At 65.3% G+C, this 14,151-nt stretch carries 9 protein-coding genes and 1 pseudogene; 5 read left to right on the top strand and 5 right to left on the bottom strand.

The features are described 5' to 3' along the window. Positions 1-69: 69 nt before the first annotated feature. Positions 70-402 (bottom strand): four helix bundle protein, encoded by a 333-nt coding sequence (locus tag NZ960_04845; protein ID MCS7176933.1) that lies wholly within the window; start codon positions 400-402, stop codon positions 70-72. A gap of 283 nt (positions 403-685) precedes the next feature. Between NZ960_04845 and NZ960_04840 the strand changes: the two genes are divergently transcribed. Next, complete coding sequence (locus NZ960_04840) at positions 686-1,459, top strand: hypothetical protein (GenBank protein MCS7176932.1); 774 nt, start codon at positions 686-688, stop codon at positions 1,457-1,459. A gap of 500 nt (positions 1,460-1,959) precedes the next feature. On the opposite strand, the pseudogene NZ960_04835 reads toward NZ960_04840, so the two are convergent. Both NZ960_04835 and NZ960_04830 read right to left on the bottom strand, forming a co-directional pair. Continuing rightward, positions 1,960-4,842 (bottom strand): annotated as a pseudogene (locus NZ960_04835) (DEAD/DEAH box helicase). Between the two features lie 296 nt (positions 4,843-5,138). Next, entirely contained in the window at positions 5,139-6,125 is a 987-nt protein-coding gene (locus NZ960_04830; protein MCS7176931.1) for a 2-hydroxyacid dehydrogenase, read from the bottom strand. 168 nt (positions 6,126-6,293) lie between these two features. On the opposite strand from NZ960_04830, the gene paaN reads away from it, so the two are divergent. Beyond that, positions 6,294-7,967, top strand: coding sequence for a phenylacetic acid degradation protein PaaN (gene paaN, locus NZ960_04825; protein MCS7176930.1), 1,674 nt, complete (start codon positions 6,294-6,296; stop codon positions 7,965-7,967). 7 nt (positions 7,968-7,974) lie between these two features. Next, the gene (gene gcvT, locus NZ960_04820; GenBank protein MCS7176929.1) at positions 7,975-9,087 is read left to right on the top strand and encodes a glycine cleavage system aminomethyltransferase GcvT; all 1,113 of its coding nucleotides are present in this window, start codon (positions 7,975-7,977) and stop codon (positions 9,085-9,087) included. A 19-nt stretch (positions 9,088-9,106) separates the two neighbouring features. Here the strand turns inward: gcvT and NZ960_04815 are convergent, their stop codons facing one another. Then, on the bottom strand, positions 9,107-9,865 hold the full coding sequence (locus tag NZ960_04815) for a ribonuclease H-like domain-containing protein (protein ID MCS7176928.1): 759 nt from the start codon (positions 9,863-9,865) through the stop codon (positions 9,107-9,109). A 4-nt stretch (positions 9,866-9,869) separates the two neighbouring features. Further along, positions 9,870-12,707: a hypothetical protein gene (locus NZ960_04810; GenBank protein ID MCS7176927.1), complete on the bottom strand. Its 2,838-nt coding sequence runs from the start codon at positions 12,705-12,707 to the stop codon at positions 9,870-9,872. Between the two features lie 163 nt (positions 12,708-12,870). Between NZ960_04810 and NZ960_04805 the strand changes: the two genes are divergently transcribed. Beyond that, positions 12,871-14,010, top strand: coding sequence for a cytochrome c biogenesis protein (locus NZ960_04805; protein ID MCS7176926.1), 1,140 nt, complete (start codon positions 12,871-12,873; stop codon positions 14,008-14,010). Next, positions 13,985-14,119 (top strand): hypothetical protein, encoded by a 135-nt coding sequence (locus NZ960_04800; GenBank protein MCS7176925.1) that lies wholly within the window; start codon positions 13,985-13,987, stop codon positions 14,117-14,119. The genes NZ960_04805 and NZ960_04800 overlap by 26 nt, the downstream gene beginning before the upstream one ends. Positions 14,120-14,151 lie beyond the last annotated feature (32 nt).

Below are 14,151 nucleotides of genomic sequence, written 5' to 3'. Positions count from 1 at the left end.
CACGCAGCGAGAGGATGGCGGCTTGGGCAAGGAGCCAATAGCGAATGGCGAGTGGGGTTTGGGACCACATTACGGCGAGTTCTTCCGCCGTTGGAGGCTGCGTTCCAACGAAGTGAGCTGCCTGCCCAGGTGCTGCAGGGTGTCTAGAAGCGCCGACGACGTTGCTTCCGCTGGCAGAAGTCCCACCTGTTCGCTGATGAGCAGGAGCGTCTCCCGCTCCGTCCGGCTCCCGTTGGCTTGGCGAAGGAATTGAATGAATGCCGCTGTGGAGCGACGTCCCCATCCCTCCACGATGTTCGCGGGGATCGAGACTGCTGTGCGGCAGAGCTGGCTGGTCGGCCCGTAGTTCTCCTCCTTCGGCAGCTGTGCGGTAAGCTGGTAGATGTCCTTGACGATGGACATTGCTTGCTTCCACGCTTCCAGGTCCTTGTAGTCGCTGACGCTCTGCATTGAGCCACTCCTTGAACAATTGTTCAACCATTCGCCATCCCCTATTCACCGCCTGCCATTCCCCATGTGCCATTCGGCGTGCTTCCTCCAGCCGTGCCCTGAGCACCGGCTCCAGGGCGCTTTGGAGGAGCTCCTGCACCAGTTCGGGCGGGGTGTAGTAGGAGCCAGTCGTCTTGCGCTCGGAACCATACGCCAAGTGGAACACGGGAGCAGGGCCGGAGCAGTCTATCTGCGGGTGGTAGTCCAGCAGGCTTTCATAGACCGAGCCGAGTTCCTCGACGTCCAGGGCAGCGTAGTTGACGCGGCGCGGGGGGCTGGAGGGCCGCTCCTGGTAGTAGGACAGGTGCCAGAAGGCCTCCAGGAGGTCACGGTTGGTGATGGAGTAGCGGTCTACGTCCAGCTCCTGGAAGAGCTCGCCGTCCAGGGCGGTGGCGCCGAGCAGGCGGGCGTAGTCCTCGGTGCGGAGTATGCTCCAGAGCACCTGCAGGCTGCACCAGAGGTCGTCGTGGTCGGTGTAGGCGCTGCGGTGCTCCAGCAGCCGGCGGAGGCGGGAGACGCTGTAGTGCTCTCGGTAGAGCGGCTCGCGGCTGATGAGGCCGCGCTCTTCGGCGACGAGCAGGAAGAGGAGGCGGTAGACCAGGCGCAGCAGTTGTTGGTAGAGCTCCAGCGGGGTGAGGCGGTCGGGTGGCGTAGCGTGCGGGCTCAGCCGACGGCGGAGCTCGTCGTTGGCGGGATGGGCCAGGAGGCCATTCGCCAAGCCCTCAAGGCAGCGCTCGACACCATCGCGCAGGCGTTCGCGCACGCGCCCGCCTTGCTCCAGCGCGTGCTGGTAGTACTGCTCGAGGAGGCATTCGCGTGCGTCCGCCGCAGAGTTCGGCAGCCGCGTGCGGTGGAGCAGCCGGTAGAGGAGGGCGAACTCGATGAAGCGGCGCTCCTCGAAGATTTGGCGGAGATCGAACTCCACGTAGGCCTGGCGGCGGATGTAGGTGCTGTCACGCAGCAGCCGTAGCGTGTAGCCGTTGGTGACGATGCCCCAGAGGTGCTCGGTGCGGTTCAGGAACTCCTGCAGCAGGGAGTGTGGGGCTAAGCGCGGCCGGCCACTTGGGGGCACTCGGCCGAGGTCTTGGCGAGCTCCGACGATGTGGACCGGTGGGGCGTCGTCGTTTTTGCCGGCGCGGTGTGAGATGGCGTAGGTGGTGCCATCGACGTCGTAGGCGCGGTGGTTGTAGTGGAGCTCGTAGCCGAGCAGGCTGAAGAAGGGGATGGCCCAGGAGTCGCGGGTTACGGATGTTGCCGGGTCGCTCTCCGGCAGGCGCTCGAGCCGGCGGCGGAAGAGCTCCCACTGGGTCTGGGCATCGGCAAAGGCGGAGGCGATCTCGTCCAGGAGGTTGCGCCGCCCGTCCAGACCGAAGTCCTGCGGGCGCTGTCCGGGGAGCTCGCCGGCCAGCAGCTCCTCCAGGATGTCCGGACCGAGGAGGCCACCTTCGGTGCGGATGGCGGGGTAGGCGTTCACGGCTCTACCATCAGCTGCAGTACCAGAACTCCCAAGAGGTCAGGCGGAAGCTGCGGGTGTATGGAGAGCCCGCGCACGCGTAGATTGACAGCCTGGCGGATTCGCTTGTAGGCCTGTTCCAGGTACTGGGCCCGCTCGTTGAGCTTCGTGCGGAGCTCAGCGTATGGTCCTGAGCTCTGGCTCCAGACAAGGTCGCTGGCCTGCCAATCGGCCCAGTGGTGGAGCGCCCGTTCGATGAGCTCTCGCTTCTCGCTGAGTGGGAGGTTCGCGTCGGGCTGGGCCTCCAGGAGGCGCAACGCTGTGCTGCTGTTGAGCCAGCGGAGGCCGTACTGCGGGTCGCCGACGTAGCCCAGGACGAGGACCTCTTCCAAGAGTAGCGGCGGGGCGTCGGGCCGCTGGAGGAGGTAGCGCACGCGCAGGAGCAGTAGCGTGGTGAGCTCCTGGACCGCGCGGGTGCGGATGGCCCCACAGCGGGAGGCGATCGCATGACCGGGCTGCGCCAGGGCCTGTTCCAGGAGGAAGCGTGCCAGTGCGGCGACGAACCGATGGTTGCGGCCTACGTACTCGGCCCCTTCGGGCGTGGGGGAGTCGAAGCTGATGAGCCAGTGCCTCTGCGAGTGGCGGGGGAGGGCGTAGCGGATGGCCTCTGGGAGGTTCCTGAGGGCATCCGGGGATAGTGGGATGCGCCAGACATTCGGCCGGCGCGGGTCCTGGGAGATGGGCAGCCCCAAGCGCTGGGCTGCTGCCAGCACGAACTCGCGCACGGCCTTGGGGTCGCCCAACACGGCGTCGGTGGCCTCCAGTTCGCGCTGGACCTCTTGGGGTTTGAGGGCCCGTTGGGCGAAGCGGGTGCGGTTGAGGCGCTCCCGCTCTGCATCGGACTCCCAGCGGCGATGGAGCTCGCTCACGTCAGGTAGCTCCAGCTCCAGGGCGAGCTGCTCCGAGCGCAGCCCGTGGCGGAAGAAGAGCGCCTGGAGGACCGCTTCCATGACGCTTTGGCTCTCTTCGGGCACGGGTACGTACGTGCCCAACGCCCGGCGGATTTCGGCGGCTTTGTCGAGCAGCACGCGGATGACGACGCCGTCAATGGGGTTGTTGCTCCCGAAGAAGCGCACGACCCGGACCACTTTCGCAGGCTGGCCGTAACGGTCCACGCGGCCTTCGCGCTGCTCCAAGCGGTTGGGGTTCCAGGGGAGGTCGTAGTGGATGACGGCCGTGAAGTACTCCTGCAGGTTCACGCCCTCCGAGAGGCAATCGGTGGCCACGAGCACACGGGGCCGGTCGGGATCGAGCTCTCGGATGCGACTCTGCCGCTCGTCGTCGCTCATTCGGCCTGTGATGCAGAGGACCTGTACCTCTGGCGGCAGGACCGAGCGCAGGTGCTCGGCCACATACTCGGCTGTGGCCACATAGCGGCACCACAGGATGGGGTGGAAGCCTTCGGAAAGGGGCCCCTGCACGAGCTCCGCTGCCCGGCGCAGTTTGGCGTCGTGCTTCGGACCGCAGAGCTGTTCGGCCAGGAGGGCCAGCTCGCGGAGTCGGCGCTGGTCGGATTCGGGCAGCGTGGTCTCGGTTGCCTCCACAGGTGGCGTGGGGGATTCGTCCTCCGTGTAGTCTTCGGCCGACTCGAAGACGAAGGGTCGGAAGGCCAGGTCGGGGGAGTCTTCACCCTCCGTGGGAAGCCCGATGCGGTTCGTGAGGGCTGCAATGGCTGCTTTCGGGCTGGACATGACGCACCGCAGGAGCGCCAGCGCGCCCCAGTAGCGCACGCGCCGTCGGCGCTCATCCAAGCGCTGACCCGTCTGCACAAGCTCGGAGCAGAAGTCGTAGGTATGCCGGAAGAGCTCGAGGTAGGGCCCCGAGAGCTCGTAGGTTGCGTCCGTGGCTTCCCGCTTCGGGAAAGGGGGTGCGCTCTCCCAGTCCTGGAGGATGTCGGCCCGGGTGCGCTGCACGAAGTGGCGGGCCAGCTCGGCGCGCTGTTCATCAGTGAGCTCGGCGATGTTCCACTGGCCGAACCTAGGGTCCAACAGCGCAAGGAGGGAGCGGAAGGCCTCCTCGATGCCGGAGTGCGGCGTGGCAGTCAGCAAGATGAGATGGCGGTTGGGGTCCTTGGCAAGCTCCTTCAGCAGCGCGTGCCGCTCCTGTTGCAGGCGTCCTTGTGCGGCCGCTGCGCCGTGCACTTCGTCCACGATCACGAGCTCGGGACAGAACTGCAGGAAGAGGTGGCGGTTGCGGTCGGTCTTCACGAAGTCAATGCTCGCCACCTGGACGGGGAAGTACTCGTAGATGCTCTTGCCGGCGGGGGCGAGCCGTTCCAGTTGGCTGACCGTGCCGGAGCGGATGACGACCGGCTCCAGGTTGAACTTCTGCGCGAGCTCGCTGGCCCACTGCTCGCAGAGGTAGGGTGGGCAGAGGACGCAGAGGCGGCGAATCTCTCCTCGGTCGAGGAGCTCGCGGGCGATGAGCAGGGCCTCGATGGTCTTCCCGACCCCGACGTCATCGGCAATGAAGAGCCGCACTGGCTGGAGCCGCAGGGCCATGAGGAGCGGCACGAACTGGTAGACGCGGGGGCGGATGGAGATGCGGCCGAGCGAGCGGAGGGGTGCAGCACCTTCGCGCAGCGTCAGGCGCGCCGCCTGCCAGAGGAGGCGCACGCTGGTTGCGTCCGAGATGCCGTCAGGGGTCGGAAGTGGGAACGTGGCCGGCTCAATTCATTCGAAGGGGAGTTCGTAGCCGAGGAGCTGGGACAGACGGCGGTGGACCTCCACGACCTCTTCCTCCAGGCCGGTCAGAGGCCGGAGTGCGATGATCTCGTCATGCCCGCTGGGCAGCACCACCCACTCCCGATTGCGGAAGCGTACGACGATCCCTGGGTTCATTGGTCCCCTCGGCAGCTCTGCCTCAGCGCGCTCAGCAAAGTTACTCGCCAGCGGGAATTATTCGCAAGCGGGGACCCGTGAGGGCGAAGGAGCGGGTCCTGGTCGTGGTGCAGGGGTGGCTGGGGCTGTAGTGGTGCCGCGAAGGCGCTCAGCGCTGGGGCTGTGGAGATGACCTTCGGGCCGCGCAGTGCTGTGCTTGCGAAGTGCCTCCGTCGTAGGCGAGGGGCACCGGATGGTCTGCCGATTACATGCCCGGAGGTCAAGTGCAGCCCCTGGCGGTGACAGCCCCCGGTCGATTACAGCTCGTTGGCAGCCGGGAGGCCCTGTTCCCAGGCGTCCAGGGCGGCGATGGAAGTGGCAGCAATGTTCCGGAGGGCCTCCTCGGTCAGGAAGGCCTGGTGGCTCGTGATGAGCACATTCGGGAAGGTCAGGAGGCGAGCGATGAGGTCGTCGGTGATGATGTCCTGGGAGTGGTCGTAGAAGAAGAGCCCGGCCTCCTCTTCGTAGACGTCCAGCCCGAGGTAGCCGATCTTGCGCTTCTTGAGCGCCTCGATGACGTCGCGGGTGTTCAGGAGTCCCCCGCGGGCGACGTTGATGATCATGACGCCGTCGGGCATCAGGGCCAGGGTGTCGCGGTTGATGACGTAGCGCGTCTCGGGCGTCAGCGGGGCGCAGAGGACGATGATGCGGCTCTCCCGGCAGAGGCGTTCCAGCGGGACGTACTCCAGCCCATACTGCTGGCAGAGCTCGGGGCGCTGGACCGGGTCACAGCCCAGTACGCGGCAGCCGAACCCGTGGAGGATGCGGACCAATGCGGAGCCGATCCGCCCGACCCCGAAGACGCCGACGGTCTTCCCGTGGAGGTCGAAGCCTACGAGGCCGTCGAGGGAGAAGTTCAGCTCGCGGACACGGTTGTAGGCGCGGATGAGCTTGCGGTTGAGCGCCAAGATCATGGCCACGGCATGCTCGGCAACGGCATACGGGGAGTAGTCGGGCACGTTGGCTACCCGCATGCCGAGCCGGTGGGCGTGCTCGATGTCAACGTGGTTGTACCCAGCCGAGCGCAGCGCCAGGAAGCGGACCCCTTGGGCTGCCAGGACATCCAGCACGGGGGCTGAGCCGTCGTCGTTGGCGAAGAGCATGACAGCCGGGCACCCCTGGGCGAAGGTGGCGGTGGAGACGTCCAGGCGATAGTCCAGGAAGAGGAGCTCGTGGCGTGAACCAGCCGCTTCGCGGAGGTACGGGCGCTCGAAGTTGTGGGCAGAGTACACGGCAACCTTCATCGCGAGCCATAGCTTGTTGGCCCAACCAGGCTCACAAAAATATGGCAGGGCCGCGGTCGCGGCGTTGGGCCGTGTGCTCTGCAGGCTGACAGGAAGGGTGGGTCTCTTGCGGCAGGCAAAAGCCCTAAGTTTGGGGCTGTGGGAAGTGGTACGGTTACAGGGATTGCAATGGGGTGGGAGACGCTGGTGGAGAAACACGCTGCGACGCTGCAGGCAGCAATCGAGGCTGTGCGTTCGCGCTCTTTCTTCGCCCACTGGGCAGAGGTGCCGAGTGGGAAGGTGTACGGCGAGACGGCGAACGAAGACGGGCGGCAGCGTTTCGAGGGGCTGTTGGGGAAGCCTTTCGCGGAGCTACTGCAGGTGCATGATGGCTTCTGGGGTGGGCACGAGGTCTCCCCGTACGGACTCCCGCTGAAGGTGGAGTATCCCCGCACTGGGCTGCAGGAGGCTGTGGAGCGGGCGCAGCGGGCGCAGCAGCAGTGGCAGCGGCTCCCGGTGCGCCAGCGGGCGGCCGTATTGGTAGAGGCGCTGGAGCGGGCAGCGGCCGACTTCTTCACGCTTGCCTACGCTACGATGCACACCACGGGGCAGGGCTTCGTGATGTCGTTCCAGGCCTCTGGCCCGCATGCCTTCGATCGGGCGCTGGAGGCGGTGGCTACGGGCGTGCTGGCACTGGAGACGTTTGCGACGGAAGCCGTCTGGACGAAGCCGCTGGGTAAGGGGGAGGTGACGGTACGGAAGCGCTTCCGGGCGGTCCCCAAAGGGCTGGGGGCGGTCATTGGGTGCTCTACGTTCCCGCTCTGGAATGCGCTACCGGGCGTCTTTGCAAGCCTCGTCACGGGGAATGCCTGCCTGTGGAAGCCGCATCCAGCGGTCATCCTGCCGGCGGCGCTGTTCGTGGCGCGAGTCCAGCAGAGCTTGGATGTGCTCGGGCTGGATCCGCACTTGCTCGTCCTGCTCTCGTGCACGCCGGAGCAGCCGTTGACGTGGGAGGTTGCGGAACACCCGGCCGTGCGGATTGTGGACTACACCGGCAGCCCGGCCTTCGGGGCAGAGCTGGAGCGCCGGCTTGGAGGGAAGGTGGTCTTCACGGAGAAGGCAGGGGTGAACTCCGTCGTTGTGCACTCAGTTGCCGACCTCGGGGCGGTGGTGGAGAACTTAGCCTTCAGCTTCTGCCTCTACAGCGGGCAGATGTGTACGGCACCGCAGAACCTCTTCGTGCCCGAGGAGGGCGTCGGGACGGGCAATGGGCGTCTGACACCGGAAGAGTTCGTGCAGCGGCTCCTCCAAGCCGTTGATGCCCTGGTGCAGAACCCCAAGGCAGGACCACCGACGCTGGGAGCCATCCAGAATGAGCGGACCCTCCAGCGCGTTCGGGAGGCAGAAGCTCTCGGGCTGCCCATTCTGCGGGCGAGCACTCCAATCCAGCATCCGGAGTTCCCGGAGGCACGGACAGCTACACCGCTGTTCTTGGAGGCCCGCTGGAGGGAGCATCGAGAGCTCTACGGACGGGAGTGGTTTGGCCCGATCGCGTTTGTGGTGCGGGTGCCTGACGCGGCGACAGCGATTGCTGAAGTGGCCGATCTGGTGCGGAGTGCTGGTGCTCTGGTGACCTCGGTCTACAGCACGGACCCGGACTTTCGGGAGCAAGCCGTGGAGAGCATCACCGCTGCGGGGGCGCCGGTGGCGCTCAACTTCACGGGGCCTATCTGGATCAACCAGTCGGCAGCCTACAGCGACTTCCACGGTGCAGGGGTTAATCCTGCAGGGAACGCCAGCTTCACGGACCTGGCGTACGTGGCGGCGCGCTTCGGGATTGTGCACGTTCGAGAAGTTGGGTAGGCGGGCCATGCAGGAGCAGCAGACCGTGACGGCCAAGAGGACCATCTTCTACGACCTCCACCGGAGGCTGGGCGCTAAGATGGGCCTCTTTGCCGGCTTCGAGATGCCGATCCAGTACCCGAAGGGGATCGTCCACGAGCATATGGCGGTGCGGCAGTGGGTGGGTGTCTTCGATGTCTCCCACATGGGCGAGTTCCGCGTCTGGGGCGAGGAGGCGCTGGCGTTCCTGCAGTTCGTGACGGTCAACGATGTTTCCAGGCTCACCCCCGGGCGCGCACAGTACTCGGTGATGTGCTATCCCGACGGCGGCATCGTGGACGATTTGCTCGTCTACCACTGCGGCGACTACTACATGCTGGTGGTCAACGCCGCCACGACCCAGAAGGACTTCACTTGGCTGCAGCAGCAGGCCACCCAGTTCCGGGTGGAGCTGGAGGATGTGAGTGAGCGGACGCACCTGCTGGCCGTCCAGGGACCGAAGTCAGCCGAAGCGCTGCAGCCTCTGACGGAGCTTCCCCTCTTAGAGCTGCCGTACTACCACCATCGGCGGGCAGAGCTGGCGGGAGTCCCGATGCTCATCTCGCGTACGGGCTACACCGGCGAGCTGGGCTACGAGCTCTACTTCGAAGGCGACCAAGCCACGGCGGAACACGTCTGGGAAGAGCTCTTCCGGGCTGGGGCTCCAGTTGGCATAGAACCTGCGGGGTTGGGCGCCCGAGACACGCTCCGGCTGGAGAAGGGCTACTGCCTCTACGGCAACGACATCGACGAGACCACCAACCCGCTGGAGGCGGGGCTGGGGTGGATTACGAAGTTGGACAAGGGCGAGTTCATTGGCCGAGAGGCGCTGCTTCGGGTCAAGCAGGAGGGGCTCAAGCGGCGGCTGGTGGGCTTCCGAACGGAGAGCGAGCGTGCTATCCCGCGCCCTGGCTACGCTATCGTGGAGGGACAGGAGTTCATCGGGCGGGTCACGAGCGGGAACATCTCCCCAGTGCTGCGCTGTGGCATTGGGATGGGGTACGTGCCAGCGACGGCTGCGGAACCGGGGACTCGGTTAGAGATCGTGGGGCACGGCGGACGCCGCTTTGCAGCTGAGGTGGTGAAGCTGCCCTTCGTGTAGACTAGTGGAAGGCCTGCGCTTACGGGCTGCGGTTCCGCTCCTCGAAGCGTAAGTAGCGGTACCACAGCACGAACAGCTCCCACGTAGCGGCGACGTCGCCGAGGCAGTACTGGGCGATCTCCAGCAGCCGGCCCTCGTGGTAGTACTGGGCAACGCGCGAGCCATCAATGCCGTGCGACTTCGGGGAGACAAGCCCGAAAGCACGGGCATAGAAGTCGAAGTTGAAGCGCTTCGTGGCGCCGACGTTCTGCGGGTTGTAGAAGCAGAGCTCGTCCAGCAGGTCGGTGTGCCCACCGTAGCGATAGCGCGTGCCCTCCATGAGGTTCCGTGAGGGACGAATCCGATAGAGGGCCGAACGGAGCATCAGGAAAGGGGCGTCGAAGTTGCGGCCGTTGAAGGTGACCAGGTAGGCGCCGCTGTACTTGTCCAGGAGCTTCCAGAACTGCTCCAAGAGCGTCCGCTCGGTGCAGCGGTAGACAGGTTCGCCGTCGGGGAGGGCATCGGGGAGGAGCTCACCGTCGCTGCAGGCAGGGTCAACGACGTATGCCCCGCGGCTCCGCATGGACCACTCTCCCTCGCCGATTGTCTCCATGATTTGGAGGCCCAGGCAGATGACCTGGGCTGTGAAGGGGGAGAGCGCCATTTCGAACTTGCGGCGTTCCTGCTCAGCCTCTGTCTGGGCCCCGCGGAGGATGAACTCCTGCTGGCTCGGGGCGAAGCTCTCCCACGGCAGTGGGACGGTCTCTATGTCGAACACGATGTAGATCGGCTCAGGCATCGCCTCAGCGCACGATGAGGAGCGGAGCCACTACAACGGTACCGCTCGGTAGGCGGGCCTGCAGGAGGTAGGCTCCGGCCGGGACACCGCGTACATCTAGCAGAGCTTCCGTCTCCGAACGCTGCAGGACGGGCGGCTCAACACTCTGCCCCAAGAGGGAGACGAGGCGGAAGGTGGCTCTATCGGCCTGAGGGATGGTGCAGCGCACGAAGAACGAGACTGGGTTGGAGCTGAGGATGGGGACGTGCTCACTTGTAAGCTCCGCTATGCCAGTCACTGGCTGGAGCCGGATGTCGTCTATGAACCAGCCTTCGGCCGTGCGGAGGGGGCCAGAGAAGAAGCGGAAGCGCACCCAGAGCAGTCGAGCGGTGTCCGGGCGTTGGAGGAAGAAGCGCTCGGGGCGCCAGTCTTCGGGGCTCAGCAGGGTATCAGCCCAGGGCGCATAGAGGCTGGCGTTGTACGCGGCGATCCGCTGCCAGGTATCCCAGGTGTTCCAAGCAATCTCGACGAAGCCGGTGTCCGAGGGGTGGATAGGAGCGGCATGGACGAAGCCGAGCTCTACGCCCGATGCTCCAGGCAGGAGCACAATCGGCGGGAGTAGGAAGGTATCCCGGGCACGGTTTGCGTACGGGCCCTGAGGAGATTCCGTCAGCGAGAACGGTGGGGAGTAGGCGAACTCGGCCGTCAGTCCCCAGGCGCCGCTGTTGTAGTAGCGATGGGGCGGAAGCTCAGGGGCCGGGAAGGATTCGGAGATCTCGGTGGGGATAGCGCCGGCGTAGCATAGCAGACGGGTGCTGGGTTCGCTCTCTTCTTCGCCGGCTACGGCCGTGGCCCAGTAGCGGTAGAATCCAGGCTCGGGGATGGGGTCGGAGAGCGTCACGGAGCGTCCAGTGTCTGTTGGCGCCAATGGCACCGTGGCGATGAGCTGGGCATTCCGATAGAGGCGGAGGGCTGAGAGGTTCGCTAGCGGAGTGGTGCCATCGGCTCGCCGTCGTGGCAGGCGGAAGGAGAGGCGGACTGTGTCGGGCTGGAGGAACGAAGCGGGAAGCAGCTCTGGAGGAGCAGGTTGGCGGGCTCCGCCGGCGATGGCAGAGTCCGTGCGGAAGGAGCTGGTGTCGGGCCCAGAAACGACGGCGATGTCGTAGCGATAGCGCCGATGGGGCTGGAGGCCGGTGTCGGTGTAGCTCGCCACGGTTTGTGGCAGTACACGGTGAGGCACGCCGTCCCGTAGCAGGAGGTAGCTAAACGTCGCCAGTGGCTGGCCGAAGACGCGCGCGGTCGGAGGTTCCCACTGCAAGCGCAAAGCCGTTGGGGTGTCCGGCAGCACGGAGACCCGGAAGTTCCTCACCGGCATCGGCGCCCGGACGTTGATTGGGGCGCTGTAGACATCGTTGTCGGCGATGTTCGTAGCCGTGTTGCGCATGTCTACCCACGACGGATAGAGCCACCCGTCGTAGAAGGCACAGCCGCTGTAGTCTCCGGCGAAGGCGTTCCCGCGGAAGGGATTGCGCCGCAAATCCCAGAGCGTGTCCCCGACGCGGCGGTCAACCCAGGTGGTGCCGCCGTCGGAGGAGTAGCTGACCGAGACCGTCACGAGGAGGTTCTGTGGGTCGTCGCGGCTGTCCATGTACATGATGGCGAGATCGCCCGTCGTTGGGTCCAACGCCATCCATGGCCAGAACTGGTCGCCGGCGGTGTCGGAGTGGACAATCACAGGTTGGCTCCAGGTGGCTCCGCCGTCGGTTGAGCGGCTGAAGTAGATGTTGGGGATGGAGTCAGCAGCCCAGCAGAGGTATAGCCATCCGCGGCGTGGGCCTTGGGTCGTATCGCAGACTAGCACGGGGTAGGTCTCGGCGCGGACTCCGCCTTTGACAGTGTGGCGCACGCCTTCTGGGATGCGCTTGGCCGTTCCCAAGGGACGGTAGCGGATGATGAGCCGTTGAGGCTCGAAGGAGCGCCCTCCGTCGGTAGAACGCGCAAAGCCGATAGCCTTCTGGGGGCCGTGGTTCCAGACGACGTAGAGGGTGCCGTCGGGTCCCGTGGCAGCCAGCGGGAAGCTCTGCCCGTAGGTTGTATCCTCGGACGAGTACGGTAGCCGCTCGCTGACGGGTGTTGGAATGCTCCACGTCAGCCCGCCGTCGCTGGAGTACGAGAGCACGATCTGCGTTGAAGAGTCCCGTGCGATGACCCGCTTCCAAGGGATGTAGACTCGCCGGTAGTAGGGCGAGCGGCCGCAGTTGTCTACGGTGATGTAGTACTTGTCCTCGAAGGCAGAGTCGGGCGTCATGGCCCCACGGTGGAGGATGACCGGGATGTGGGGGCGCCAGGTAGAGCCGCCATCGGTGGTGATGGCAATGAAGACGCCGTTTTCGCCTGTGTTGAGGTTGAAGCCACCGTAGCAGAGGTAGCCGCGGCCTTCGCCATCGAACGCGACTGAGGGATCGTTAGAGGCTACCCAATCGGCAAAGGGCTTGCCTAGGTTGATGTTCTGCCAGGTACGCCCTCCGTTGCTGGAAACGTAGACCCAGGTGGAGGAGTTGTTCCGGTAGTCCACGGCCGAGGCAATGAGGTTCCGAGGGTTGCGTGGGTTGACGGTGATGGAGGATTCATTCTGGATGGGCAAGGGGTCGGATTCGGGGGTGACGATGAGGTTCACGTTCTGGAATGGGCTTACTCGAGCCGAAGGGAGCAGGGGCTGGAGGGGTGCTAGAGGAAGGGTATACTCCGTCTCCGGCCGCGGCTGAGCTTTCTCCATAAGATGGCGGAAAGGGTTGTCACACTTGGCTTCTTGGGCCCAAAGGAGGGCGGTGCTCCAAGCAAAGCAGAGGAGTAGCCTGTGCATGGGAGTACGGGCGGTTGTGCGACCGACGCGGCTGAAATTACGGCTTCTCCAGCTCGGCTGAGGCCTTTCCTGCGGCTCGTGAGTTGGGTTCCTGATGGGGGCAGGCGGGTTTTGGTATTTTTGTGGCGGTCGTGCTACGGGTGCATGCCTTGCCGCTGAACGGATGAAGTACGTGTTGCTCCTGGCGGGGTTAGCGCTTGGGGTTCTGCTTGCTGTGCTCTATCCGCCAGAGCGGGCACGGCCGCTGTGGTGGCAGCTCGGAGTGGTAGCGCTCGTCACCGGAGTGCTGCTGGCTACATTGCTCCCTCCAATCGGCGGGAGCTTGACTGACGCTGTCGTGGCTAACCGCTTGGGGCAGCGACCAGTAGTGTCGCTGCCACTCTTGAGCAGCTCCGAAGTCCAGCAGCTCCAGAGGGCGCCGGCGAGTGTGCCGGTCCTGCTTCGCTGCGTTGGGCTGCCGAGCTACGACACTGTGCACCGAGCGTGGTGCGTCAGCGTCGAGGACCTGAGCCCCCGACGGTATCGTGCTACGGCACTCTTCCCCATGGAGCCACCACCAGAGCTACTCCAGGCCTCGTCGGCGGTCGTTGAGCTAAGGTGGATGGGTTCAGACACTCTGTGGGCAGTCCAGCGGGTTGCTGCGCTGGAGCCGTGGATAGTGCTGCCTTACATTCTGGGCCTGGAGGAGCGGGCGCGAATCCTCTACTTCCACGTCCCCTTCGCTTGGGGAGCCGTTGTAGCGTACGCTATTGCGATGGTTGCAGCCCTACAGTACCTGCGGCACCGGGAGCTGAAAGCAGAGCTTCGGGCTGTGGCTGCTGCAGGAGTAGGAACGCTCTTCACCGTGCTGGCGACCGTAACGGGCGCTATCTGGGCTCGGTTCAACTGGGGCGCCTTCTGGAATTGGGACCCGCGGCAGACTACGATCGTCGTGCTACTACTCATCTACCTGGCCTACTTTGCCCTGAGGTCGTCGCTGCCAGAGGGGGAACAGCGGGCGCGGCTCAGCAGCGTCTACTTGGTCTTTGCGTTCGTTACGGTGCCCTTCCTTGTGTTCGTGCTCCCGCGGATGATGGAGAGTCTCCATCCAGGTGGCCGAGGAGATACGACGCTCGGTCCGCTCGTGGATCCATCGCCGGAGGCGCTAAACCTGGTGAAGCAGGTGCTCTTCTCCGGGGCCCTCTTGGCCTTCACGGCGCTCTTCGGATGGCTCTGGAGTTTAGCCGTCCGAGTGCTTCGCCTCTCCCGGGCAGTTGAAATCCAGGCAGAGGCCCACCATGGAGTTCCTGAGCCAGCACAGTGAGTACGTGGTCCTGTGGGTTGTACTGGCGGTGTGGGCGGGAGTCGCTGGCCTGCTCCTGTGGGTGGAGCGCCGCCTACGCCGGGTTGAGCGCTACTTGGAACGGCGGTAGGGGGTTGGAGCGTTGGTATGCTCAGTGCTGGA

This window comes from Candidatus Kapaibacterium sp. (genome assembly GCA_025059875.1).
GTDB lineage: Bacteria > Bacteroidota > Ignavibacteria > Kapaibacteriales > HRBIN21 > HRBIN21.
This window is presented reverse-complemented; position numbering and strand designations above follow the sequence as displayed.